Raw genomic sequence first — 25,027 nt, 5'->3', positions numbered from 1 at the left:
GCACTTGCCCAATTGAGCACCTGCCTGATCGTCTGGAATTTTCATATTCCAAATCCAAATATCCTGCTTTTTGTTGTTCTTTCTGCTGTGCTCGTGAAATACGGCTATGCAGCAGGAATCGTAAGCGGCCTCATTGCATTCCTATACTCCGCGTTTTTCTTTTCTACCGACCACAGCTTTTTTCTTTACACCTCTTTGAACCTTCAAAAGCTCATCGTGATCGGCCTTGGTATCGCTGCGAACATTCTACTGATCGGTCGCCTGCAATGGCAGTTCGAGCGCTCCAGCATGGAAGAGATGCAGGCCGAAGCCGAGGAAAAGCTTCAAGAAACAACAGAGAGCTACCGTGCAAAACTTTACTACGATGTCCTGACTGGCGCATACAACCGCCGCTACTATGAGGATATCGCATCCCGTATCGTCGGCCCCACAGGCATCGCGCTGATGGATGTGGACGATTTCAAAATCTGCAACGATACCTATGGGCATTACGCCGGTGATATGGCGCTGAAAGCGGTAGCCGCCGCCATCCGCTCCTGCATCCGGGATTCCGACCTGCTCATCCGCTACGGCGGGGACGAGTTCCTGCTGGTGCTGCCCGGCATTCCGAGCGACATCCTGCAAGCCAAGCTGGAGCAGATCAGAGCCGCCGTGCAGCAGGCTACTGTACCCGGTTATTCGCATTTTCGCCTCTCGCTGAGCATCGGCGGAACGATGCAGGCCATCACCGACCCGATGGAGAATGCGGTTCGCCGGGCAGACCGGCTGATGTATCAGGCAAAGTGCCGCAAGAACGCCGTCATGGCGGAGGTTCCGGGGCATAGTCTTGCAGCGCTGGAAAAACTTTTACAGAATAAGTCGCAGATCTTACTTGTGGATGACTCCGCAATGAACCGCATGCTGCTAAAGGAGATCCTGGGCGGCGATTACAGCATTCTTGAAGCAGAAAACGGACAAGAATGCCTGGAAAAAATGCAGGCGGAGGCCGGGAACATCGCACTGGTGCTGCTGGACATCAACATGCCGGTCATGGATGGCTTCGAGGTGCTCAAGGCCATGAACGCCAACCACACCATCGAGGACATCCCGGTCATCATGATCTCCAGCGATGACTCTAACGCTGTAATTCGGAAGTCCTATGAACTAGGCGCGAGTGATTATGTCAATCGACCTTTCGATGCACGCATCGTATACCGCCGCGTGACCAACACCATCAAGCTGTATGCCAAGCAGCGGCGGCTGGTGAAGATGGTGTCCGACCAGATCCGCGCCCGCGAAAATAATACGGATACGCTGGTGGGTGTGCTGAGCCATATCGTAGAATTCCGCAACGGCGAAAGCGGTGCTCATGTGCGGCATATCCGTATCATCACAGAAATGCTGCTCCACCGCCTATTGGAGATCAGCAACAACTACTCGATTTCTGCAGAACAGCAGGATCTGATTCCGCTGGCCTCTACCCTGCACGACATCGGCAAAATCGGGATCGACGAAAAGATCCTCAACAAGCCCGGCAGGCTGACCCCGGAGGAATTTGAGGTCATCAAGACCCACAGTATGCTGGGCGCGGAGATGCTGCAAAAGCTGGAAAATTTCGGCGAGGAGCCGCTGCTGCAGACCGCCTATGAGATCGCCCGCTGGCACCACGAGCGCTGGGATGGCCGGGGCTACCCGGATGGGCTGAAGGGCGACGACATCCCCATCAGCGCACAGCTGGTCGCGCTGGCCGACGCGTACGACGCCCTGACCAGCGAGCGCTGCTATAAAAAGGCTTTCTCCCACGAGAAAGCGGTGCAGATGATCCAGAACGGCGAATGCGGCGTGTTCAACCCGCTGCTGCTGCAATGCCTGACGGACACACAGGACGAACTGAACGAAAAACTGCATCCGCAGATGCAGGAAAAACAGGAGAAGGAATGAAACACAGAATCTCACGCCGTGCCTTTCTGCGCGGGTGCGGGCTGCTGGCGGCCTCTGCGGCCGCCGGGGGCCTGACCTCCTGCGGAGAGACGAAAGCGAAGGACGGCGGCCTCCCCCAGATCGTTGTGGGAAGCGACACCTATCCTCCCTATATTTATCTGAACAACGACGGCGTTCCCGCCGGGATCGATGTGGAGATTGCCACCGAAGCGTTCCGCCGCATGGGGTATTCCACCCGGTTCGAGCCGATCGACTGGGAGCAGAAGACCACCCTCGTGGAGAGCGGTGCCATCGACTGCATCTGGGGCTGCTTTTCCATGGAGGGGCGCGAAGCGCTCTACCACTGGGCCGGACCTTACATGGTGAGCCGTCAGGTGGTCGCCGTGAATGACGACAGCAGCATCCAGTCCCTCAGCGACCTTGCCGGAAAGAGCATCGCCGTCCAGAGCACCGGCAAGCCGGAGGAGCTTTTTCTCAGCGGCTCCGACCCCCGCCTCCCGCAGGGGGTCGATGTGTTCAGCATCGAAGACCGCAGCGTCCAGTATGCGCTGCTGGGCTGCGGCTACGTGGACGCCATCGCCTCCCATGAGACGACCATCCTGCAATATATGAAGGACAACTCCGTGGCGTTCCGCATCCTGTCCGAGCCGCTGCTCGTCACCGGGCTGGGCGTGGCCTTTGCAACGAACGACAGCCGGGGGCTGGACAGCCAGCTGAACGATACCTTTGCGCAGCTGCGCGAAGACGGCACGCTGGAGCAGATCGTCGGCAAATATCTCGAAAACCCTTCGCAGTATCTGGAGGTGGACGCCATTGGAACATAAAAATAAGCCCACTCCGGCTGCGCGGATCTGGGCGCTCTATCTGATCGTCGGCGTGCTCTTCATGGCAGGCGTCGTCTTTTTCTCGAACTGGAAAGCGCTGTGCACAACGGAAGAGCGCTTTTGCCAGATCCTCAATTTTGTCAAATCGCAGTCCACCCGCTACGAAAAATACAACGATACCGTTGCAGCGAAGACCCTTCGCCGCACAGCGGTCTCGGTGCAGGCGCTGGTCGATGACCCCGCGCTGGACTTCTCCGACCCGCAGTGCCTGAAAAAGGAAGCCGAACGGCTCTGGCTCACCGGCATCTCCGTCCTTGACCCGGAGGGCACGCTCCTCTGCGAGTATACCGCGAACGGGATCGGCTATGCCCGGTTTGGCGACCAGCTCAGGACCGATGCCGCTCTGGATGTCTTCCGCTACCCGCAGAAGACCTATATGAAGCGCGTCCTGCTGGAAGACGGGTCTGTCGTGGATGTGACGGCACACCGGGCAGGCAGCGGCGCGGCCATCCTGCTCACCTATCGGTACACTCCGGCGGCGCTTGTCGAAGGGACGGCGCTGTCGGTCCAGAGCATTCTGGATGGCTACCCGGAAGAGACCAGCGGCACCCTGTTCATCGTGCAGAACAATCAGGTCATCGCCTCCAACCGCCCGGAGCTGATCGGGCAGGACACCACGGACAGCCCGACGGTACAGGAGATCCGCAAAGTCGGGGTCGCGGAGATGCTGACCCACACCCGCGGCTGGGACGGCTCCGGCTCCTATTTCGGGATGTACAGCCACGGGCGTACCTTTGACCTCTATGCGTATACAGATGGCAGAACGATCTTCCGTGCGTCCGTCTCCACCATCCTGATGGCACTGGCCGGTTATATCCTGCTCGTGGTCGTCCTTCAAACGCTGCGCAGGCGCTCGGCACAGGAGATGGAGCAGCAGAAAAAGGAGCAGGAGAAGAAGTATCAGGCCCAGCTGGAGGAGCAGAACCGCAAGCTGGAGATCGCGCTCCAGCACGAGGGGGCGGCAAACCGCGCCAAGCGGGAGTTCCTGTTCAACATGAGCCACGACATCCTCACCCCGATGAACGCCATCATCGGCTTCACCTCTCTGGCTGCGACCCACATCGACAACCGGGAGCAGGTGTTGGACTACCTGAAAAAGATCTCCACTTCCAGCCAGCACCTCCTCTCCCTCATCAACGATGTGCTGGATATGAGCCGCATCGAGAGCGGAAAAGTAAAGCTCGAGGAGCGCGCGGTGCATCTGCCGGATCTCGTCCACGATGTACGCTCCATCATCCAGCCCAATGTCTCGGCCAAGCGGCTGTCGCTCTTCATCGACACCATGGATGTGGAGAACGAGGACATCATCACCGACCCGCTGCGGCTGAATCAGGTGTTGCTGAACATTCTGTCCAACGCCATCAAGTTCACCCCCACCGGCGGCACGATCAGCCTCCGCATCGCCCAGAAGAACGATGCGCCCACCGGGCGTGCCCGCTATGAGTTCCGCATCAAGGACAATGGCATCGGCATGAGCGCGGAGTTCCAGAAGCACATCTTTGAGGAGTTCAGCCGGGAGGAAAGCTCCACCGTCAGCGGCATTCAGGGCACCGGCCTCGGAATGTCCATCACCAAGAACATCGTGGACCTGATGGGCGGCACCATCGCCATCGAGAGCGAGCCGGGCAAGGGCAGCGAGTTCATCGTGGACCTCTGCTTTGCACGCTGTGAGCAGAAGGTGGAGCAGCGGCAGCTCCCGCAGCTGGAAGGGTTGCGCGCACTGGTGGCGGACGACGACACCGACACCTGCCTGAGCGTCAGCACCATGCTGTCCAAGATCGGGATGCGGCCGGAGTGGACGATCTCCGGCAAGGAGGCGGTGATCCGCACCAAGTACGCGGTGGAGCGGGGCGATGAATTTAGCGTCTACATCATCGACTGGCTCATCCCCGATATGAACGGCATCGAGATCGTGCGTCAGATCCGCAAGGTGATCGGGCACAACTGCCCCATCATCATCCTGACCGCCTACGATTGGGCCGACATCGAGGAAGAAGCCCGCGCTGCTGGAGTGACCGCCTTCTGCGAGAAGCCGCTGTTCCTTTCCGAGCTGCGCAAGATCCTGTCTGAGCCGTTCTCTGCCGAGGTGTCTCCCCGCCTGCCGGAACCGAAGGCTTCCGCCTTTCAGGGGAAAAAGCTCCTGCTGGTGGAGGACAACGAGCTGAACCGCGAGATCGCAATGGAGTTTCTGACGGAAGCGGGCTTTGTGGTGGATTCTGCCGAGGACGGCGCGATCGCCGTCCAGAAGATGGAGCAGGCCGCGCCCGGCCAGTATGACCTGATCCTGATGGACATCCAGATGCCCAACATGGACGGCTACGAGGCGACGCGGCGGATCCGCGCCCTGCCGGATGCGAAAAAGGCCGGCATCCCCATCTTTGCCATGACGGCGAACGCCTTTGAAGAAGACCGCCAGAACGCGCTGAAGGCCGGCATGAACGGCCACATCGCAAAGCCGCTGGACGTCCCCCGCCTGCTGAGCATCCTTGCCGATGTACTGAAATGACCCTGCGCTCCGGGGCGCAAAAGCAGCCCTCCGCGCTCCGAAGCGCTGCAAAAACCGTATAACAAAGGAAAAAGCCCGATGGTTTCAATGAACCATCGAGCTTTTTCTTGGCGGAGTAGGAGGGATTTGAACCCTCGCGCCGTTGTTTAGACGACCTACGCCCTTAGCAGGGGCGCCTCTTCGGCCTCTTGAGTACTACTCCAGAGCAAAGTGCGTTACACTTATTTAAAAAAATGGCGGAGAGAGTGGGATTCGAACCCACGGTACGTTGCCGTACGGCAGTTTTCAAGACTGCTTCCTTAAACCACTCGGACATCTCTCCTCGTGGGCACTCGCACACGCCGTACCGAATGCCTATTTAATTTACCAGATTTTCGCCGTTCTGTCAAGCCTTAATTTCAACTTTTTCAGACATTCCCGCAGACCCCCGCCCATCGACAACCTTTTTTTGGCGAATCCCTCATTTTTCTCTTTACAAAAACATCTTTTTGTTGTACAATAGAGATGCAAGATTTTAACCTCGGAGTAAAGGAGTGTACGACCATGTCGTTTTCAGAGCTTTTGAAGCAGTGCCGCAAGCAGAAGGGGATCAGTCAGGCGGAGCTGGCATCCAAACTGGGAGTGACCCAGCAGGCCGTCGGCAAGTGGGAAAGCGGCAAATCCTCCCCCGACCCCGCCACGGTGGCCCGCATCGCCGAGATCCTGAGCACCACGGCAGACTTCCTGCTGGGGCTTTACCGCCCGGTGTCCAACGCAGCCACCCCCGAGGAGCGCTTTTTCGGCAACTACGCCGAGAGCCTCATCCCGGTCATCGGCACCGTGAAGGCCGGATACGGCGCGCTGGCCTTTGAGGAGGATTACGGGCAGGAGTACGCCCGCGTCAAGGACCCCTCCAACTATTTCTACCTCGTCGTCCGGGGTGACAGCATGGAGCCGCGCATTCAGGACGGCGACCTCGCCCTCGTCCACAAGCAGGACACGCTGGAAAACGGCGATCTGGGCGTACTGGTCTACGGCGACGAAGGCGAAGGCACCCTCAAGCGGTATATCCAGCGGGGCAACTGCGTCGTGCTGCAGCCCTTCAACCCCGCCTACAACGAGCTGGTCATCAAGGGCGATGACCTGAACCGCCTGCACATCGCAGGCCGTGTGGTCGAGACGAAGGCCAAGTGGTGAGCCTCGCCCCTCTCCCCGGGCATTTCCGTGGGGGTAAGGGGGTCGTATCCCCTTCGGGAGGTGGAGTTTTATGGAACAGTCGCTGATGGACAAGCTCACCATTCTGGCCGACAGTGCAAAATACGACGTCGCCTGCACGTCCAGCGGCGCGTCCCGTGCGGCGAGGGCCGGTACTCTCGGCAGCTGCTACGCGCCGGGCTGCTGCCACGCATTCACCGCAGACGGCCGCTGCGTCAGCCTGCTGAAGGTCCTGATGAGCAACTGCTGTGCTTTTGATTGCAGCTACTGTGTCAACCGGAAGTCCAACGACGTGCCCCGGGCCACCTTTTCGCCCCGGGAGCTGGCCGAGCTGACCATCGAGTTCTACCGCCGCAACTACATCGAGGGGCTTTTCCTGTCCAGCGCCGTGCTGGGCACCCCCGACTACACCACCGAGCGGATGCTCTCCGTCCTGCGGCTGCTGCGGAACGAATACCATTTCGGCGGCTATATCCATGCCAAGACCATCCCCGGCACAAGCCCGGAGCTGATCCGGCAGATGGGCTTCCTCGCCGACCGCCTCAGCGTCAACGTCGAGCTGCCCAGCGAGCAGAGCCTCCATCTCCTCGCCCCCGACAAGGGCCGTCACTCCATCTTCCGGCCCATGAAGCAGATCTCGGTGGCGGGCGAGGAGAGCAAAAAGGAGCTGACCCTCTACCGCCACGCTCCCAAGTTCGCCCCTGCCGGCCAGAGCACCCAGATGATCGTCGGCGCATCGCCCGAGACAGACTACCACATTTTACAGCTCTCCGAGGGGATGTACCAGAAATACGGCCTCAAGCGGGTGTTCTACTCGGCCTACATCCCGGTGTCGGACGACACCCGCCTGCCCGCACTGGACACAAAGCCGCCCCTGCTGCGGGAGCACCGGCTCTATCAGGCCGACTGGCTGCTCCGCTTCTACCAGTTCAGGGCCGACGAGATCTTGGATAAAGACAACCAGAACTTCAACCCCTATCTCGACCCCAAGTGCAACTGGGCCGTCCAGCACTACGGGCTGTTCCCGGTGGACATCAACCGTGCCCCCTTCGAGATGCTGCTGCGGGTGCCGGGCATCGGCCCCAAGAGCGCCCGCCGCATCCGGGAGGCGCGGCGGCTGTCCGACCTCGGCCTCGACGAGCTGAAGCGGATGGGCGTCGTGCTCAAGCGGGCACAGTATTTCATCACCTGCCGGGGCTTTTCGGGGGCGCACCCGGGCCGGGGCAGCGCCGGACGGGAGCGCATCACCCGGGCACTCATCGACCCCAACGTCTTCAGTGCCGGGGCCGAGCAGCTGAGCCTCTTCGCCCCGCCGGCGGTGGACCGGCTCGTTGAACAGGGCGTGCCGCCCCGGGCGGCCCAGCGGATGGTGCGGGAGGAGGCAGTGCAATGTCTGGCGAGAGCGTTGTGACCCCGCCGAAGGCCCGGAAGCTCCACGACGCCGATGTGGTCTACCTCTACGACGGCAGCTTCGAGGGCTTTCTGTGCTGCGTGTTCGAGAGCTTTGTCCAGCACGAGATCCCCTTTGCGGTCTGGACGCCCCAGCGGGAGACGGCCACCCTCTACCCTGTCCGGGACATCGAGACGGACTCCACCAAGGCCCGGCGGGTCTTTTCCAGCCTTGGGAAAAAGCTGGGCCGGGAGACAGAGTACCTCGTTAGCCGGGATTTTCTCTCCGGACAGGAGGAGAAAGAGCTGCTGCTCATCCGCTTTCTGCATCTGGCCTTCGCCCTCGGCCCCGGCACGGTCAAGCGGATGGGCCACCCGGACGTAGCACCCCTTTACGAGATGAAAAAGAGCCTCGACTGGGAGGTGGACAAGTTTCAGGGCTTCGTCCGCTTCGAAGAGCACGACGGGATGCTGGGTGCGGTCATCCACCCCAAAAACTACATCCTCCCCCTGCTGCGGGGGCATTTCTGCGCCCGCTTCCCGGAGGAGGACTTCATGATATACGACGCCGTCCATCAGGCGGTATTACTCTATCAGGGCCACGAGGCCAAGCTCCTCGAGCTGGCCGCACCGCTCACCCTTCCCCCGCCCAGCGCTCGGGAACAGGAGCTTCAGGCGCTCTGGAAGCAGTTCTACGACACGCTGGAGATCAAGGCCCGCCACAGCGAAAAGGGCCGGATGAGCCACTGTCCCAAGCGTTTTTGGCAGGATATGGTGGAAATGCGGTGATTCTTTACAAAAAGGTTGCATCTGCGCCGTTGCGCTCTGCAAAAGGTATGGTATACTAAAGGGGAGCTTCGGCAGAGCATCTGCCGCACCCACCCCGAAACGGGCTATGATAAAAGGAGCATTGTGAAAACTATGGTTCGCATTACTATGGAAGACGGCGGCGTCATCGACATCGAGCTGAACGAGGAAGCTGCCCCCATCACCTGTGAGAATTTCAAGAAGCTGGTCGGTCAGGGCTTCTACAACGGTCTGACCTTCCACCGCGTCATCCCCGGCTTTATGATCCAGGGCGGCTGCCCGCTGGGCAACGGCACCGGCGGCCCCGGCTGGAACATCAAGGGCGAGTTTGCTGCCAACGGCGTCAACAACCCCATCAAGCACACCCGCGGCGTCATCAGCATGGCCCGCAGCATGAACCCCAACAGCGCCGGCAGCCAGTTCTTCATCATGCATGAGGACGCACCCCACCTCGACGGCCAGTATGCCGCCTTTGGCAAGGTCGTCTCCGGCATGGATGTCGTGGACAGGATCGCATCCGTCCCCACCGACTGGAACGATAAACCCAAGACCGCTGTCAAGATGAAGACCGTCGAGCTGCTCGAGGGCTGATCTTCTGCACCTATGGCTTTCTCTTCGGAGGAAGCCTTTTTTTGCATCCACAGGAGGAAGTGCCGCATGAAATACGATTTCACCACCCTGCCCGACCGTCATGGCCGGGATGCCATCGCCGTAGACGGACTGGGCAAGGGCTTTGCGCCCGATGCGCCCCGGCCCGGGTTCGACGCCATCCCCATGTGGGTGGCGGACATGAACTTCGTCTGTCTGCCCACCATCCAGCAGGCCGTCATCGAGCGGGTGCAGCACCCGGCCTTCGGCTACTTCGACCCGACGCCCGAATATTATGACTCCATCATCCGCTGGCAGTCTGTGCGCAACAGCGTCACCGGCCTGACCGCCGAGGCCATCGGCTACGAGAACGGCGTTCTGGGCGGCGTCATCAGCGCGCTGAACTGCGTCTGCTCCCGGGGCGATAAGGTGCTGGTGCACAGCCCCACCTACATCGGCTTCACCCACTGCCTGACCGACAACGGTTATGACATCGTCCACTCCCCGCTGGTGCAGGACGAAGCCGACGTCTGGCGGATGGACTACGCCGACATGGAGAAGCATCTGGCCGAAGAGCACATCCATGCCGCCATCCTGTGCAGCCCCCACAACCCCTGCGGCCGCGTCTGGGAGCGGTGGGAGCTGGAAAAGGCGATGGAATTGTACAAAAAGTATAACGTCTACGTCGTCTCGGACGAGATCTGGTCGGACATCATCCTCTCCGGCCACAGGCACATCCCCACCCAGTCCATCAGTGAGGACGCCCGGATGCGGACTGCCGCCCTCTACGCCCCCTCCAAGACCTTCAACCTCGCCGGTCTCATCGGCAGCTACCACATCGTCTACGACCCGTGGTGGCGCGACCGCATCGCAAAAGAATCCTCCCTCTGCCACTACAACTCCATGAACGTCCTCTCGATGCACGCTCTCATCGGCGCCTACCGCCCCGAGGGCTATGTCTGGGCCGACGAGCTGTGCGAGACCCTGACCGGCAACGTGGACTTCGCCTGCGATTATATCGCCCGGCACTTCAGAGGCGTCCGTGTCGCAAAGCCCGAGGGCACCTATATGCTCTTTGTGGACTGCACCGATTGGTGCGCCGCCCACGGCAAAAGCATTCAGGACGTGGAGAAAGCCTGCTGGGCCGTCGGCGCAGCAGTGCAGGACGGTGTGATGTTCCACGGCCCCTGCCATCTGCGCATCAATCTGGCCTCGCCCCGCGCCCGCATCGAGGAAGCTTTCCGCCGGATGGACCAGTATGTGTTCAACGCGAAGTAAATCAATATAAATTTTATACAGCAAAAGGCCCTGAATCCACGGATTCAGGGCCTTTTGCTGTATTACTCATGTATTTTTGCCAGCCGCTCATTCAGCTTCCGCAGACCGTCCCGCACCTCGGCGGGCGAGACCACTTCGACCTTTCCGCCGAAACCGCAGACCCAGCCATAGAACTGGTCGCTGACGCAGACGGGCACGTCAAAGTGGAAGCTGCCCTTCCCTTCCGGCACAAAGATGGGCGAGGCGCCGAAGCGCTCCCGCATAGCCGATTCGAGGTCAGAAGTACACCGCAGGGTGACGCGGTGCTCCGGCCCGCCGAACATCTGGAAGTGCTTTTTCAGGTAGGAGGGCAGGTCGAAATCGGCAAACTGCTCCCTGCCCCGGCGCGGCTCGTCCAGCACCGTCACCCCGGCCATCTTATCCACCCGGTAATGGCGGATGCCCACCGGCTCCTTCTCGTCCTGATAGGCGATGAGATAGTAGCAGCCGTTCTCCCACGCCATCTGCCACGGGCTGATGGTGTAGGGGGCGGGACGTCCCGCTTTTTTGTAGCGGAAGCGCACCATTTTTCCGGTGTTGATGGCCGCGAAGAGGGCATCCACGCTGTAGGGCAGGTCCTTGTTGTCGCTTTTGGGGCGGCCATCGACATAGACCTGACGCTGGAGCTGGGTGCCCTGATACCGGGAGGCCAGCCCTTCCAGCTTATGGATGAGCTTGTCGCTGGAGGTCTTGGAGATGACCCGGCTGGACTGGACGGCGTCCACCAGAAGCTTCAGTTCGGCCAGTTCGAAGGGCCTCGTCGCCATCCAGTAGCCGCCGCTGCGGCCCCGGCGCAGCCGGATGTCGTAGCCCAGCACATTCAGCGCGTCGATGTCGCTGTAGACGCTCTTGCGCTCACAGAGGATGCCCTGCCGGGCCAGCAGCTCCACCAGCTGGGGCACATTGAGCAGATGTTCCTCATCGGTCTGCTGCTCAAAGATGCGCAGCAGCGCCAGGAGTTTGGATTTTTGTCCTTCCTGCTTGGGCATGGGCGGCCTCCTTTCGGTCACGAGTCCTTCTTGTCGAATGCGGCGCGGCGCTGGGTGGACAGGCGGAACATCTCTTCCAGTTTGTCCCGGTCGTCGGCCACGAGGGCGTCCCGCAGCTGGGCGAGGGCCGCGTCGAACTGGTCGATCTCGGAGATGAGGTTCTCCTTGTTCCAGAGGAACAGCTCAGTCCACATCTTTTCGTTGATGCGGGCGATGCGGGTCAGGTCCCGGAAGGAATCGCCTGTGTACTCGCAGAGCGAGGAGTTGTCGTTGGCGCACATGAGGCTGACGGCGATGGCATGGCAGAGCTGGCTGACGTAGCCGATCATCTTATCGTGCTCCTGCACGGTCAGGGTGCAGATGTGGCGGAAGCCCAGCACCTCAGCCAGCTCTTTCGCCCACTGGACCGCCTCGGGGGTGTTCTTCTCGGTGGGGGTGATGATGAAGTTGGCAGGGGCAAAGTTGACCTCCGCCGCGTGTTCGACGCTGGAGGTCTCACGGCCCGCCATCGGATGGCTGGCGATGAACTCCACCCCTGCCGGGCACATCGCCTGCACCGGCTCCACAAGGCCGGTCTTGACGCCGGAGACATCGGTAAAGATGCAGCCGGGCTTGAGAAGAGAGCCGTACGTCCTGAACCAGTCGATGAGGGCCGTGGGGTACAGACCGAAGATGATGTGGTCGGCCTGTGAGACAAGATCCTCGAAATCGTGGGTCTTGCCGCTGGCGATATAGCCGTGGTCGAGGGCGTATTGTAAATGCCCCTCGCTGCGGTTGATGCCGTCCACATGGAACCCGGCCTTGGAAAGCTCGAGGGCGTATTTGCCGCCCAGCAGGCCGAGGCCCACCACGAGATAACGCTTCGATTTATCCAGCATATTCTACCTCCGCGCCTAACGGCTTGATGGCTTCAAAGAAATGGGGCCAGCTCTTCTGCACGGCCTCCGCGTCGTCGATAGAGAGGGGCAGCCCGGCGGCCAGCGCCAGCACCGTGAGGCTCATGACCACCCGGTGGTCGTTGTGGCCATGGAGGGGCGCGGCGGGGGCGTGGAGCTTCCCTGCGCAGCCGTGGATGGTGATGGTGCCGCCCTCGCTTTCCAGCACGCCGCCGCAGGCCCGCAGCTCGGCTTCCATGGCCGCGATGCGGTCGCTCTCCTTGATGCGGAGGCGCTCGGCGTTGCGGATGGTGGTGGTCCCCTCGCAGAACAGGCCCAGCACCATCAGCACGGGGCCAAGGTCGGGGCAGTCGGCAAGGTCGATGTCGGTGCCGCGCAGGGGAGCTTTCCCGAGCCGGATGCCCTCATCGGTGACGGACAGCTCCGCCCCGCAGCGGCGCAGGATGCCGAGGATGGCCGCATCACCCTGTAAGGTGTCGGCGGACAGGCCCTTGAGGGTCACGCCGCCCTGCACCGCCCCCAGCACCGCCGGGAACGCCGCCTGACTGTAATCTCCCTCCACCGTGTAGTCGCAGGGGGCATACTGCTGCCCGCCCGGGAGGAAGAGGGTGTTCTCGTCCTGCCAGCGGCTCTCGACGCCGAAACGGCGCTGTGCCGCCCGGGTCATCTCGATGTAGCTGCGGCTCTCCACCGGCGGGATGAGATGGAGGGTGCTGTCCCCTGCCAGCAGGGGCAGGGCGAACAGCAGCCCGCTGATGAACTGGCTCGACACATTGCCCGCCAGCTCGTACTCGCCGCTTTTCAGAGCGCCCTCGACGGTCAGGCCCGCCGGGGATGGCTCAAAGCGGAGAGACTGCTCATGATATAACGCCTCGTACACCGACTGGGGCCGCTCCATCAGTCGGCCCCGGCCCACGAAGGTCACCCTCTGCCCGGTGAGGCTGGCGATGGGGATGAGGAAGCGGAGGGTGCTGCCGCTCTCGCAGCAGTCCACCGGGGCTTCGACGGGGAGGAACTGTCCCAGACCCTCTACCACGGCGTTGTCCGGGCCGGTGCGCACTTTGGCGCAGAGCTGTCCGGCGGCGGAGAGGGTGGCCGAGATGTCCTTGCTGAACTCGAGGTTCCCGATGTGAGAAGTACCCTTCGCCAGCGCAGCGCAGAGCACCGCCCGGTGGGCCATGCTCTTGCTGGGCGGCGCAGTGATGGCCCCGCCGATGCCGCCGGGGGCTTGCTTTATCGTTACCAACATAATAATCCTTCCGGCGGCTTGCCCTCTCCGTCATTGCTCACGCAATGCCACCTCTCCCAAAGGGAGAGGCTTTGGCCTCACGGTCACGTTTTTGGCTCTCCCTTTGGGAGAGCTGTCACCGAAGGTGACTGAGAGGGCAAGGCTGCTTCTCATTTACATATCCCTTCCGATGGCCCATGCGACCTGACGGCACTTTGCCATGGCCTGCGCAAAGGCCTCCGGAGTCAGGCACTGCGCACCGTCGCTCCATGCGTGGCGGGGGTCATAATGCACCTCCACCTCGAGGCCGTCGGCACCGGCGGCCACGGCGGCGATCATCATCGGCTCCACAAGGTTCGCCTTGCCGGTGGCGTGGCTGGGATCCACGATGACGGGCAGATGGGTCTTTTCGTGGATGATGGGCACAGCGGAGAGGTCGAGGGTGTTGCGGGTGTACTTTTCAAAGGTACGGATGCCCCGCTCGCAGAGGATGACCTGCTCGTTGCCTCCGGCCATGATGTACTCGGCGCTCATGATCCACTCCTCGATGGTGTTGCAGAGGCCGCGCTTGAGCAGGACGGGCTTATGCATCTTGCCCACGGCCTTGAGCAGCTGGAAGTTCTGCATATTGCGGGCACCGATCTGCACCACGTCCACATACTCCTCGAACTCGGGGATGCGGTCCTCGCTCATCAGCTCGGAGACGATGGGCATACCGGTGGCCTCCCGGGCCTTCACCATGTCAAGGATGCCCTCGGTCTCGAGGCCCTGAAAGGAGTAGGGCGAAGTGCGGGGCTTGTATGCGCCGCCCCGGAAGAGGGTCGCGCCGCCCGCCTTGACGCCCTGCGCGATGCGGAGGGCCTGCTCCGCGCTCTCGATGCTGCACGGGCCTGCCATGACCGCGATCTTCTCCTTGCTGCCGATCTTGACGCCGCCGCAGTCGATGACGGAGTCTGCCGGGTGGAAGAGGCGGTTGGCCCGCTTATAGGGGGCAGAGACGCGGGTGACGTTGTCGATCCAGGGGTTGGCGAGGACGTCCCGCTCGTCGATCTTCGTCGTGTCGCCCACGAGGCCGAAGACATTGTAGTCCTTGCCGGTGATGAGGGTGACGTCGAGGCCCTGCTTTTCAAAGCGGTCCACGATCTTTTCCAGTTCTTCCTTGGGGGTGCCCTTTTTGGTGGAGATGATCATAGAATTTCGTTCCTTTCACTCTTTCTTTTCCGCTCACATGACCAGATGGGTGTGTGCGCTGCCGTCCAGACGAAGCAGCTGGGTCAGATAGGCCGCAGCGTGCAGATAGCCGCTGATGCCCTCACCGATGAAGTGTCCCTGACAGCCGAAGGAGACGATGTCCGTCTTGCGGAACGGCTCATGCTCGTCCGGCTCGCTCAGCAGCACCTCCACGGCAGGCACGCCGCAGAGCCGCAGCGCGTCGAGGATGGCGACGCTGTAGTGGGCATATCCGCCGGGGTTCAGGATGATGCCGTCTGCCCGGCCTGCGGCAGACTGGATCTCATCGATGAGGTCGCCCTCGTGGTTGGACTGAAAAAACTCCACCTCGAGGCCCATCTGGGTGCAGCACAGCTCGAGATAATCCAGCAGACCGTTGTAGTCCAGCTGGCCGGCCACGCCCGGCTCGGTGAAGTGCATCATATTGAGGTTGGGGCCGTTAATGACTAAAAATTTCATCCAGAGCCTCCATTGCGGCGGCCACGGCGTCCTCCACCGTGCCGCTGTTGGGGATGACGGCATCTGCCGCCGCGAGATACAGGGGGCGGCGCTCCGCCTCCATCTGCCTGAGCGCCTCGGGGCTGGACGAGAGAGGCCGTCCGCCGCCCACCGTCAGCGCATCCAGAGGCCGGTCGATAAAGAGCACGACGCCGTTCTGGTGCAGGGCGCGCAGATTTTCGCCCCGCTTGATGATGCCGCCGCCGCAGGAGAGCAGCTGACGGCCCTCTTTTGCAAAGCGGGCGGTCTGGGCCGACTCCCTCGCCCGGAAGCCGTCCTCGCCCTCGGCGGCGAAGATGTCCGGGATGCTGCGGCCGTCGGCCTTCACGATCTCCTCGTCGAGGTCGATGAACCGCTTGCCCAGCTTGTCTGCCAGCAGGCGGCCCACCGTGGACTTGCCGCTGGAGGGCATCCCGATGAGGGCCACATTCAGCATATCGCGGCGGAGCGCGGCAGTGACGCGGCGGATCTCCCCCGCCGCATCGTCGAACTTCCGGCTGAGGAAGTATTCGGCGGCGTACACCGCCTGCGCCACCAGCATCTCGAGGCCTCCCACGGCCACCGGGACGCCGGCCTCCTCGGCCCGCAGGATGAGTTCGGTCTTATCCGGGTTATACACCACGTCCAGCACCGCTTCCAGCCCGGGCATTCGGGCAACGTCCAGACTGCACACCCCTACGTTGGGGTACATCCCGGCGGGGGTGGTGTTGATGACGATCTGTGCGCCGCTGGACACAGCTTCCTCATAGGAGAGCTGGCCCTTGGCGGCGTCGGGCGTCCGGCTGACGGTCAGCACCTTCGCCGCGCCCTTGTCCCGGGCGACGGCACTGGTGGTGTTATGGGTGCCGCCGGTGCCGAGGATGAGGACGGTCCTGCCCGCGAAATCGACGCCGTGGGCGTCACACAGATGGGCAAAACCGAGATAGTCGGTGTTGTAGCCGTAGAGCAGGCCGTTCTTGTTGACGACGGTGTTCACCGCGCCGATGGCCTTGGCCCGGGGGTCGATGTAGGTGCAGTACTCCATCACCAGCCGCTTATAGGGGATGGTGACATTGATGGCCTTGAACTGCCGCTTGGTGAGGAAGGCCCGGGCCTCCTCCTCGGTGGGCAGGGGGCAGAGGTCGTAGCGGTAGCCGCAGAGCATCTCGTGGATGAGCTTCGAGTAGGAGTGGCCCAGCTTCGAGCCGATGAGTCCGTATTCCATCACAGTCCCTCCCTGCGGTAGCTGGTGGGCCGTTCCATCCATGCCGTGCCGTAGCGGGCCGTCAGCAGGTCGCCCACAGCCAGCGCGGCGGCGCAGGTCTGAACGATGGCGGCACGGGGCACGATGCAGGGGTCATGGCGGCCCTGAATGGAGAGGGGTGCATCCTGCTTTGCAAGATAGTCCACCGTCTCCTGTTCCTTGTAGATGCTGGGCGTCGGCTTGACGGCGGTGCGGAAGACCACGGGCATCCCATTGGAGATGCCGCCGTTGACCCCAGCGTTGTGGTTGGTGGCGGTAACGATGGTGTTCCCCTTCATCCGGAAAGCGTCGTTGGCCTCCGAGCCTTTCAGGTCGGCGAAACCGAAGCCGGTGCCGAACTCGATGCCCTTGACGGCAGGCACGGAGAAGGCCATGTGGGAAAGCAGGCTCTCCACGCTGTCAAAGTACGGCTCGCCCACACCGGCAGGCAGGCCGAGGATAGCCGTCTCAAGGATGCCGCCCACGCTGTCGCCCTCCGCCCCGGCGGCGCGGATGGCCGCCTTCATCGGCTCTTCGACGGAGGCATCCAGCAGCGCGAAGCCTTCGCCCTTATTTTCCAGCACGCTGACCTGCGCGGCCAGCGCAGCGGTATCGTCCAGCGCAAAAGGGGTATCGGAGAGGCCGGCACAGCGGGCGATGTGGGTGGTGATGTCGATGCCGGCGCGGCCCAGCGCCCCCAGCACGATGGCTCCGCCCGCCACCAGCGCGGCGGTGATCCGGCCCGAGAAGTGCCCGCCGCCCCGGGCGTCCTGAAAGCCGTGGTATTTGGCATAGGCGGTGTAGTCCGCATGGCCGGGGCGGAGCAGGTCGGCGGTCTTGGCGTAGTCGCCGCTGCGGGTGTTCTGATTTTCGATCATGAGGGCGATGGCTGTGCCGGTGGTGTGGCCGTTCACGACGCCGGAGAGCAGCTGGACCCGGTCGGCCTCCACCCGGGGGGTGGAGAGACCGTCGCCCCGGGCGCGGCGCCTGTCCATACAGGCGGCGATGAACGCCTCGTCCACCGGCACCCCTGCGGCCATGCCGTCCAGCACGCCGCCGATGGCCCGGCCATGGCTCTCGCCGAAGATGGTCAGCGCCAATGCGCTGCCAAAGGTGTTTTTCATGGCTCAGTCCTCCATGCCCAGCAGAGTGCGCAGGCCCTCCACCGGGATGGTCTCGGCACGCCAGCAGCCCAGACCCGGCACCTTGATGACGGTGATCTGTCCGCCCTGCGCCTTCTTGTCGTGGAGCATCTCGGCGTAGACTTTATCCTTATTGTAGGCGGTGCGCAGGGGCAGGCCCAAACGGCGGTAGACCGCCCGGACGCGCTTCTGCAATGCCTTGGATTCGATCATGGGCAGCATCCCCAGCGCCACGCATTCGCCGTGGTAGAGGCCCACGGTGCGGCGTCCCCTGACGCCCTTGACGGCCTCGATGCCGTGGCCGATGGTGTGGCCGAAGTTGAGGGCCTTGCGCATCCCGCGCTCGGTCTCATCCTGCTCCACGATGCTCTTCTTGAAGCGGAGGCTGCGATAGATGATCTCTCCGATCTGCTCGTCGATGTCGCCCTTTTCAAAGATAGCGAACAGCTCCGGGTCGGCCAGAAGGCTCGCCTTCACCGACTCGGCCAGACCGTTGATGTACTGGCGGCGGGGCAGGGTGGCGAGGGTGCTGGGGTCCACGATGACCAGCTTGGGCTGCCAGAAGGAGCCGACGATGTTTTTCGTCTCGCCCAGATCCACCGCCGTCTTGCCGCCGATGGAGGAGTCGATCATGGAGAGCGTGGTGGTGGGGCAGTTGATGAAGTCGATGCCCCGCATATAGATGGAGGCGGCAAAGCCCGCCAGATCGCCCACGACGCCGCCGCCCACGGCGATGACGAGGTCGCCGCGTCCCATATTGAACTCCAGCATCTGGCGCAGGACACTTTCCAGAATCTTCATGCTCTTGCTGGCCTCACCCTGCGGCACGGTGATGATCTTTGCGTCGCGGCACTGGTCGGCCACCCGCTGGGCATACTCTGCCGGGACGCCTGCGTCCGTCACCACCGCCACACGGCGGTCGAGGCGGGCGAACTGGTACAAGTTCTCCAGTGCGCCGTTTTTCAGGATGATGTCATAGCTGCGCTCACCCAGATTCATGGTGAGCTTTGTGCCGATAAATCCACTCATTTCGTATACACTCCTAACAGCCGCACGGTGCGGCAGGTATGATCCAGCTCGCGCAGCAGCGCGGCGGTCTCGTCGTCGGCGGGGTCTCCCACCAGCTCGACGTAAAAATAGTAATCGAAGGGAACATGGGGCAGCGGACGGCTCTTGATGGATTCCATGTCGTAGCCGAACCGGCCGATGACCTGAATGACCTCGGCCAGCTTGCCGGGCTTGTTGTCCAGCGTGAAGAGCAGCGAGAAGCGGTTGCCCCCGGTGGGCTTTTCGCGGCTGAGGACGATGAAGCGGGTGGTGTTGTCGCCGTCGGTGTTGATGCTGGGCACAAGGACCTCCAGCCCGTAGAGGGCAGCGGTCTCCGCGCTGGCGATGGCGGCTTGGGACGGGTCGCCGGACTCTGCCACGAACTTTGCCGCCATGGCCGTATTCGGCATGGCTGTGGCGGGCAGATGGAACTGCTTTAAGAACGTCTCGCTCTGGGCGATGGCCTGCTGGTGGCTGTAGACGTGCCGGAGCTGGGCCAGCTGGGTGCCGGGCAGGACGAGCAGGTTCTGGGAGATGGGCAGGTCATAGACGTCCACCACCCACAGCTCCGGGTAGTTATAGCACAGGTCCAGCACGGCGGAGACATCGCCCGCGTGGCTGTTCTCGAAGGGCACGACGCCGTGGGCGGCGTCCCCCCGCCGGACGGCCTCGAAGACCTCGTCCCATGTCGGGTAGCTCACTGCCTCCGCGTGGGGGAAGAGCGCCCGCAGCGCGATGTGGGCAAAAGCGCCCTCCACGCCCTGATAGGCGGCGCGATTCTCGCCCAGCACCTCCGCCTCGTACTGCTTGGCGACGTCCATCATGTTCTGGACATGATCTCTGTAGTAGGGCCGGAGGGCGGGGTCCTGAATGCGGGCCGCAGCCTTTTCCAGCACCACCGCCTCCCGTGCGGCGTCATAGACCGGCAGGCCGTGGGCCTGCTTGTATTGGGCGACGCTGAGCACGGCGGCCATCCGCCGCTCAAACAGGGCGGCCAGCTGCGCATCCACCGCGTCGATCTCAGCGCGGGCCTGTTCCAGTGTGTCCATCTGTTCCACATCCTTCGGGTAAAATTTCAGCTCCTGTTGGGACGATACCTAGTAAGTATACCATAACCCGGACGAGGAAACAACAAGCGCCACTCCCTTTGAGGGTGGAGAATATTTCAAATCCGGGGCCGTCAACGCGAAGAGATTGCAACAAAAAAGCCCTCTCCGAGGCGGTCGGAGAGGGTCATTTCATTTATCTGTCCTGTTTGCGCAGGTCTTCCCTGCTGCGGGGGGTGCCGAACACCCGGCCATAGGGGTTGTCGAGGTCGGCGGCTTTTAACGGCACCGCCTTTTTCTCGGGCTTTTCGGGGACGCTGATGTGCCCCGCCCTGCCCTTGCGCCGAACGCGGAACCGCATGGCTCAGCCCTCCGGCGCAACGGTGGAGACAGCCCCCGCCGTCAGCTTCTGCCACAGCTCCTCACCTCCGGCGAGGTTGTCGGCGGTGCCGCTGTTCCATGCGCCCCGCATCCCGACGTAGAACTGGGACATATACTCCTGACTGGACCCACTGCGGCTCTGGGTGGTGTCGGGGCCGTAGCTGCCGAGGTCGAGGCCCGCCAGCACGGGGCAGTCGCTCCACTTATAGACCATGTTCCACCAGTCCTCGTCGCTGTCGGCGGCGGGCAGGCTGCCGTCCAGATACCGCAGCGAGCCGGTGCTCTCCTCAAACCCTGCCGGGTCCCAGAGCAGAAAGACGGAGCTCAGGCCGCCCTGCACATCGGCGGCAAGCTTGGTGGTGCCCGCCATGGTCAGGTAGGCGTCGCTCTCGGTCTGGGTCTCGCCCTCGGCGTAATCGAGGGTGTAGACGTTCAGGGTCACGACCACCTTGCCGTCGCCGTTGCGGTCCTCGCCGTAGTCCGCCAGAGCTTCCTGCAAGGCGTTCACGGTGTCCTCGGGCAGGTAGTAGGGGGCCACCACGGCCACGTTGTAGTCGGGCTTGGTGACGAAGAAATACTGCCCGATAAAGTTATAGGCCACAAAAACCACGGCGATGCCGATAAGGATGACCCACTTGAGGTTATAGTCCCACCAGTTGGCCCAGCGCTCCTTGCGGGTATACTGTTTTTCCCTGCGGGGGGCGATGTCCTTCGGGTCGATGTCGCGCTCGTAACGGTAGCTTGCCATGCGGCAGTGTCCTCCCAGTTTTTGTGTTACAGCTGTGCCAGAATGGTCTGGCGGACGGCGGCGGGCAGTTCCTTCTGCTCAGCGCGGCTCATGCCCGCCGTCTGGATGGGCGGCAGCACCCGGATGCGCACCGTGCCGGGCGTCGTCCGGTTGCCGTGGGCCTCGAACAGCCCCCGTGCGCCGGAGATCGCCACCGGCACCACCGGGGTTTCAGTCTTCACAGCGATGCGGAAAGCACCGGCCTTGAACTCGCCGGCGCCGCCCTCCTCGCCCTTGTAGCGGGTGCCCTCGGGGAAGATGATGAAGCTCCTGCCGCTCTCTACGATAGCGGTGGCGTCGTTGAGGGCGCGCACCGAGGCGCGGACGTCATCGCGCTGGACGAAGACACAGCCCAGCAGCTTCATCCAGCGGCTGAGCAGGGGGATCTTTTCCAGCTCCTCCTTGGCGAGGATGCCGTAGGGCCTGTCGAGGCTGGCCAGCAGCAGGGGGATGTCATAATAGCTGCGGTGGTTCGCCACAAAAACGCAGGGTCCCTCTTTCGGGATGTTGTCCAGCCCCTCGACGCTGAGCCGGACGCCGGTGATGTGCAGGATGCCCCGGCTCCAGTGGGGGATGTGCTGCTCCACCAGACGGCGCACCGTCTCGGTGTCGCCGGCGGCCTGTGCACGCTCGGCTTTGCGCAGCACGCCGTAGTGGACGATCATGTAGCCAAACAGATAGGTGAACATCGCAATGGTGCGGAAAATGCTCACAGAGAGATTCCTCCTTTCGGCTGAAAAGCCGTCTCTATTGTAACACACTCCGCCCCAAAAAGGGAGAGGAAACACTTTTTTTACATTTCGGGGGCTTTGCGGCTTGCAAAATCCACAAAATCCGGGTATATTTATAATCAGAAAGCCAGCACAATGGTGTTTTATGCCAAACCATGCTGTGCAATGTGAGCTGTCCCAGAGACAGCGAGAGAGGATATTCACATACCATGAGTCTGTTCCCTTCTGCAAACGATTTCAAGTCCGGGCCGGGCGTGGAAAAGGACGCCCCCCGCAAGACCGGCGTCGGCCGCTTCTTCGAGCTGGTGGGCCGGGATATGAGCGGGATGTTCCTTGCCAACCTGCTCACCTGTCTGGGCTTTCTGCCGGTCATCTGTCTGGTGTACATCGGCTTCCTGATGAACAGCCTGCCGGTCATGGTCCTCAGCGCCGCCGTGGGCGGCATTCTGGCCGGACCGGTGCTGGCGGGGATGTACGACACCGTCCTGCGCGCCCTGCGCGACGAGGCCGGCTACTGGTGGACCACCTACCGCAAGGCCTTCCGGCAGAACTTCAAGGCCAGCATCCTGCCGGGGATGCTCTACTGCGTCGTGGTCACGGTGCAGGTTTTTCTCGTCTACTTCTGCTTCAATATGCTCTACCACGGCACCAACGTCGGCGTGGGGATGTGGGTGGCCACGGTGCTCAACCTCATCCTCTTCCATATGCTCTTCTCCTATCTGTGGCCCCAGATCGTCCTGCTGGACCAGCCCCTCGGCCAGACCCTCAAAAACAGCGTCAACTGCATGATCGCCTTCCTGCCCCACGCGCTGGCGGCGTCCCTCGTGACGGTGCTGTTCTGGGGCCTCGTCATCCTCTGTATGCCGCTGGGCCTTCTGCTCATGCTGGTGTTCGGCTTCTGGTTTCAGGTGGAGATCACCAGCCAGATCGTCTACGGCGACCTCGACCGGGTGTTCCACATCGAGGAGAACATCCGCAAGCTCCACGACGCCGAGTACGAGGCCGAGATGGCCTCGGAGCGCAGCGACGGCGAAGAATAAACAGCGCAATGACGCGGAAAGGGGATGCGTGCAATGGAACAGCGGAACAATCTGGTGCTGCAGGGCACGGAGACGTTTTCCCGCGGGCAGCTCGATAATGTGGCGCTGGACAACGGCAGCGTCGTGCTGGACAGCGTGGCCGGGCGGTATCTGCAATACGGCAGCTATACCACGCCTGAGTTCGCCATGCCGGCCTTCTGTAATCTGAACGTCAGCTGGAACGCCCACGCACCCCAGAACACCATGGTGGAGGTGCGCTGCCGGGTCTACGCAGGCGGCAACTGGACGGGCTGGATGAGCTTCGGAAAGTGGGCGCCCGATTACCCCCGGAGCAGCATCAACGCCCACAGCGACGACGGCCTCATCTTCCTGATGGGCGACACCGTGACCGTGGCCCTGCCCGGCGGCGGCACCGGCGTCCAGCTTCAGGTGAATCTCTCCACCAACGACGACAAAGTCACCCCGGCGCTCCGGCTGCTGTCGGCGGCGGTCCGCCCCCTCGCGTGGGAAAAGCAGGACGGCCACCCCATCAACCGCCGCCTCTACTTACCGGAGTACTGCCTCTCCGCCCACGACCCCAGTTTCGGGCGGGAGATGGACCTGCCGCTGGTGATGGCGGCGCTGATGAACCGCTGGGGCGAGGACATCCTGCCCGAGGAGGTGGCCCACATCATGGCCGACAAGGCCACCGGCAGCACCGGCAACGCCGCCTTTGCGGCGGCCGCAGCGGGCTGCTGCGGCTACCCCTGCTGGCAGGCGTGGATGGATCTGAAAGACCTGCGGGAACAGATCCACGACGGCTGCTCGGTGGCCGTCCGCATCGAGCGCCACATCCGGGGCCAGCGCGACCCGGTGGGCGTCTGGATGGGCCTGCGGGGCTTCGGCCATGACGACGCCGTCCTCGCCGACTTCGTCCTCCTCAACGACCCCACCGCCGACAGCGACGGGGCGGTGAACTGCACGATGGCGGTGACAGACTTTGCCCGCTACTTCACCGGGCGGGCCATCGCCCTCCGCCCTAAGCCCCGGGACATCGAGGCCGACCGGCCCCGGCGCGTCCCCTGCAGCTTCGAGTACAGCACCGAGGACGACTGCTGGTATCTGTCCCTCCGGGGCCAGCGCCAGCTCCTCCCGGCCGAGTTCTCCGGCTGGGCGGCCTGCAGCCCCCACGACGGCGTGGCCCATGCCACCACCGCCCACCGCACCTTCCGGCGGATGGAGCGGACGCGGACGGGGGGGTTCCGCTTCCCGCCCGAGCAGACGGCCAGCGGCGGACGCTGCAGCATCTACATCATCGACCAGACCGGCACCATGCAGTTTGCCGAAGTGCGGCTGCCCACCCCGCCGCCGGCCCCGTCGGCCCCCGAAGCCAACCAAAGCACTCTGTCCCCTGCCCCCTGAGGGGCACACCAGACGCTTTCAATGGATAAATCATCAATATGGGAGGAATACATTATGGCAAAGACGATCATCACTTTGGGCCGTGAGTACTGCACCGGCGGACGCTACATCGCAAAGGACGTGGCGCGCGCACTGGGCATCAAGCTCTACGACAAGGAGCTGATCACCATGGCAGCCAAAAATTCCGGACTGTCCGAGGAGGCCGTGGCCGCCAGCGAGAAGCGGCACACCCACAGCCTGCTCTACAGCCTGTATACGATGGGCAACGACCTTCCTCTGGGCGATCAGGTCTTCATCCTGCAGAGCCGCATCATCAAGCAGCTGGCCGACGAAGGCCCCTGCGTCATCGTGGGCCGCTGCGGCGACTATGTCCTGCGCGACCGCAAGGATGTGCTGCGCGTCTTTGTCTACGCCCCCAAGGAGTGGCGTCTGGCCTACGGCAAGGAGAACAATATGCTGCAGGCCAAGGACGAAAAGGGCATCAAGGATGAGGTCGAGAAGACCGACCGCAACCGCGCAGCCTACTACAATTACTACACTCAGAACCGCTGGGGCGATGCCCACAACTACGATCTGGCCATCAACGCCGCACTGGGCCACGACGCCTGCGTGCAGATGATCCTTGCCGCCGCAGAGGCCAAGGAAAAGTCGATGGAGGGCTAAAGGCCCTGTCTCCCCGGAGAGGTAGAACAAAACAACGATGCTGCGTGGGTAGGGCGCTTTTGCGCTCTGCCCACGTTTGCGGCATAGAAAAAGCACACAACCCCCAAGTTATCAACAGCAA

23 protein-coding genes and 2 tRNA genes are annotated in these 25,027 nt (G+C 62.5%); 11 read left to right on the top strand and 14 right to left on the bottom strand.

The window, feature by feature from the left end:
* Nucleotides 1-195: 195 nt before the first annotated feature.
* The 3 genes from LKD23_RS12900 to LKD23_RS01945 are packed head-to-tail and all read left to right on the top strand — an operon-like array spanning nt 196 to nt 5,310.
* Nucleotides 196-1,920 (top strand): diguanylate cyclase domain-containing protein, encoded by a 1,725-nt coding sequence (locus tag LKD23_RS12900; protein ID WP_304999963.1) that lies wholly within the window; start codon nt 196-198, stop codon nt 1,918-1,920.
* Nucleotides 1,917-2,744 (top strand): substrate-binding periplasmic protein, encoded by an 828-nt coding sequence (locus tag LKD23_RS01950; protein ID WP_227620117.1) that lies wholly within the window; start codon nt 1,917-1,919, stop codon nt 2,742-2,744. Before LKD23_RS12900 ends, LKD23_RS01950 begins: the two co-directional genes overlap by 4 nt.
* Nucleotides 2,734-5,310, top strand: coding sequence for a hybrid sensor histidine kinase/response regulator (locus tag LKD23_RS01945; protein ID WP_227620116.1), 2,577 nt, complete (start codon nt 2,734-2,736; stop codon nt 5,308-5,310). The genes LKD23_RS01950 and LKD23_RS01945 overlap by 11 nt, the downstream gene beginning before the upstream one ends.
* Nucleotides 5,311-5,418: 108 nt before the next feature.
* Here LKD23_RS01945 and LKD23_RS01940 read toward each other — a convergent pair.
* A tRNA-Ser gene (locus LKD23_RS01940) sits at nt 5,419-5,512 on the bottom strand.
* Nucleotides 5,513-5,544: 32 nt separating this feature from the next.
* Nucleotides 5,545-5,632, bottom strand: a tRNA-Ser gene (locus LKD23_RS01935).
* A 221-nt stretch (nt 5,633-5,853) separates the two neighbouring features.
* On the opposite strand from LKD23_RS01935, the gene LKD23_RS01930 reads away from it, so the two are divergent.
* The 5 genes from LKD23_RS01930 (at nt 5,854) to LKD23_RS01910 (ending at nt 10,566) form a co-directional block, all read left to right on the top strand.
* Nucleotides 5,854-6,486 (top strand): LexA family protein, encoded by a 633-nt coding sequence (locus tag LKD23_RS01930; protein ID WP_227620115.1) that lies wholly within the window; start codon nt 5,854-5,856, stop codon nt 6,484-6,486.
* 70 nt (nt 6,487-6,556) lie between these two features.
* Nucleotides 6,557-7,915 (top strand): putative DNA modification/repair radical SAM protein, encoded by a 1,359-nt coding sequence (locus LKD23_RS01925; RefSeq protein WP_227620114.1) that lies wholly within the window; start codon nt 6,557-6,559, stop codon nt 7,913-7,915.
* Nucleotides 7,894-8,682, top strand: a complete 789-nt coding sequence (locus LKD23_RS01920; protein WP_227620113.1) for a TIGR03915 family putative DNA repair protein — start codon at nt 7,894-7,896, stop codon at nt 8,680-8,682. The genes LKD23_RS01925 and LKD23_RS01920 overlap by 22 nt, the downstream gene beginning before the upstream one ends.
* Nucleotides 8,683-8,814: 132 nt before the next feature.
* The gene (locus LKD23_RS01915; protein ID WP_227620112.1) at nt 8,815-9,291 is read left to right on the top strand and encodes a peptidylprolyl isomerase; all 477 of its coding nucleotides are present in this window, start codon (nt 8,815-8,817) and stop codon (nt 9,289-9,291) included.
* A 66-nt stretch (nt 9,292-9,357) separates the two neighbouring features.
* A complete protein-coding gene (locus LKD23_RS01910; protein WP_227620111.1) occupies nt 9,358-10,566 on the top strand; it encodes a MalY/PatB family protein in 1,209 nt (402 codons plus the stop codon).
* A gap of 62 nt (nt 10,567-10,628) precedes the next feature.
* Here the strand turns inward: LKD23_RS01910 and LKD23_RS01905 are convergent, their stop codons facing one another.
* From LKD23_RS01905 to LKD23_RS01850, 12 genes are all read right to left on the bottom strand, one after another.
* Nucleotides 10,629-11,594: a helix-turn-helix transcriptional regulator gene (locus tag LKD23_RS01905; RefSeq protein WP_227620110.1), complete on the bottom strand. Its 966-nt coding sequence runs from the start codon at nt 11,592-11,594 to the stop codon at nt 10,629-10,631.
* 17 nt (nt 11,595-11,611) lie between these two features.
* Nucleotides 11,612-12,472 carry a prephenate dehydrogenase gene (locus tag LKD23_RS01900; protein ID WP_227620109.1) on the bottom strand — a complete coding sequence of 287 codons (861 nt, stop codon included), beginning with the start codon at nt 12,470-12,472 and terminating at the stop codon, nt 11,612-11,614.
* Complete coding sequence (aroA, locus tag LKD23_RS01895) at nt 12,462-13,739, bottom strand: 3-phosphoshikimate 1-carboxyvinyltransferase (protein WP_227620108.1); 1,278 nt, start codon at nt 13,737-13,739, stop codon at nt 12,462-12,464. The genes LKD23_RS01900 and aroA overlap by 11 nt, the downstream gene beginning before the upstream one ends.
* Nucleotides 13,740-13,892: 153 nt before the next feature.
* Nucleotides 13,893-14,909, bottom strand: a complete 1,017-nt coding sequence (gene aroF / locus LKD23_RS01890; RefSeq protein WP_227620107.1) for a 3-deoxy-7-phosphoheptulonate synthase — start codon at nt 14,907-14,909, stop codon at nt 13,893-13,895.
* Between the two features lie 33 nt (nt 14,910-14,942).
* Complete coding sequence (locus tag LKD23_RS01885; protein ID WP_227620106.1) at nt 14,943-15,407, bottom strand: type II 3-dehydroquinate dehydratase; 465 nt, start codon at nt 15,405-15,407, stop codon at nt 14,943-14,945.
* Nucleotides 15,388-16,650: a shikimate kinase gene (locus LKD23_RS01880; protein WP_227620105.1), complete on the bottom strand. Its 1,263-nt coding sequence runs from the start codon at nt 16,648-16,650 to the stop codon at nt 15,388-15,390. Before LKD23_RS01880 ends, LKD23_RS01885 begins: the two co-directional genes overlap by 20 nt.
* Nucleotides 16,650-17,792 (bottom strand): chorismate synthase, encoded by a 1,143-nt coding sequence (gene aroC / locus LKD23_RS01875; RefSeq protein ID WP_227620104.1) that lies wholly within the window; start codon nt 17,790-17,792, stop codon nt 16,650-16,652. The genes LKD23_RS01880 and aroC overlap by 1 nt, the downstream gene beginning before the upstream one ends.
* Nucleotides 17,793-17,795: 3 nt before the next feature.
* Nucleotides 17,796-18,839: a 3-dehydroquinate synthase gene (gene aroB, locus LKD23_RS01870; protein ID WP_227620103.1), complete on the bottom strand. Its 1,044-nt coding sequence runs from the start codon at nt 18,837-18,839 to the stop codon at nt 17,796-17,798.
* Complete coding sequence (locus LKD23_RS01865; RefSeq protein ID WP_227620190.1) at nt 18,836-19,906, bottom strand: bifunctional chorismate mutase/prephenate dehydratase; 1,071 nt, start codon at nt 19,904-19,906, stop codon at nt 18,836-18,838. Before LKD23_RS01865 ends, aroB begins: the two co-directional genes overlap by 4 nt.
* A gap of 193 nt (nt 19,907-20,099) precedes the next feature.
* On the bottom strand, nt 20,100-20,264 hold the full coding sequence (locus tag LKD23_RS01860) for a hypothetical protein (protein WP_227620102.1): 165 nt from the start codon (nt 20,262-20,264) through the stop codon (nt 20,100-20,102).
* 3 nt (nt 20,265-20,267) lie between these two features.
* A complete protein-coding gene (locus tag LKD23_RS01855) occupies nt 20,268-21,032 on the bottom strand; it encodes a hypothetical protein (RefSeq protein WP_227620101.1) in 765 nt (254 codons plus the stop codon).
* A 26-nt stretch (nt 21,033-21,058) separates the two neighbouring features.
* Nucleotides 21,059-21,784 carry a lysophospholipid acyltransferase family protein gene (locus tag LKD23_RS01850; protein WP_227620100.1) on the bottom strand — a complete coding sequence of 242 codons (726 nt, stop codon included), beginning with the start codon at nt 21,782-21,784 and terminating at the stop codon, nt 21,059-21,061.
* 227 nt (nt 21,785-22,011) lie between these two features.
* Between LKD23_RS01850 and LKD23_RS01845 the strand changes: the two genes are divergently transcribed.
* Genes LKD23_RS01845 through LKD23_RS01835 form a run of 3 tightly spaced genes read left to right on the top strand, consistent with a single transcriptional unit; the run spans nt 22,012 to nt 24,906 of the window.
* Nucleotides 22,012-22,842, top strand: coding sequence for a DUF624 domain-containing protein (locus LKD23_RS01845; protein WP_227620099.1), 831 nt, complete (start codon nt 22,012-22,014; stop codon nt 22,840-22,842).
* Between the two features lie 33 nt (nt 22,843-22,875).
* Entirely contained in the window at nt 22,876-24,243 is a 1,368-nt protein-coding gene (locus LKD23_RS01840; protein WP_227620098.1) for a hypothetical protein, read from the top strand.
* A gap of 54 nt (nt 24,244-24,297) precedes the next feature.
* A complete protein-coding gene (locus LKD23_RS01835; protein ID WP_227620097.1) occupies nt 24,298-24,906 on the top strand; it encodes a cytidylate kinase-like family protein in 609 nt (202 codons plus the stop codon).
* The last annotated feature ends 121 nt before the right edge of the window (nt 24,907-25,027 follow it).

The organism is Faecalibacterium butyricigenerans, from assembly GCF_020687345.1.
GTDB classification, from domain to species: domain Bacteria; phylum Bacillota; class Clostridia; order Oscillospirales; family Ruminococcaceae; genus Faecalibacterium; species Faecalibacterium butyricigenerans.
The sequence above is the reverse complement of the archived record's forward strand: the minus strand, read 5'-3'. Positions and strand labels throughout refer to the sequence as shown.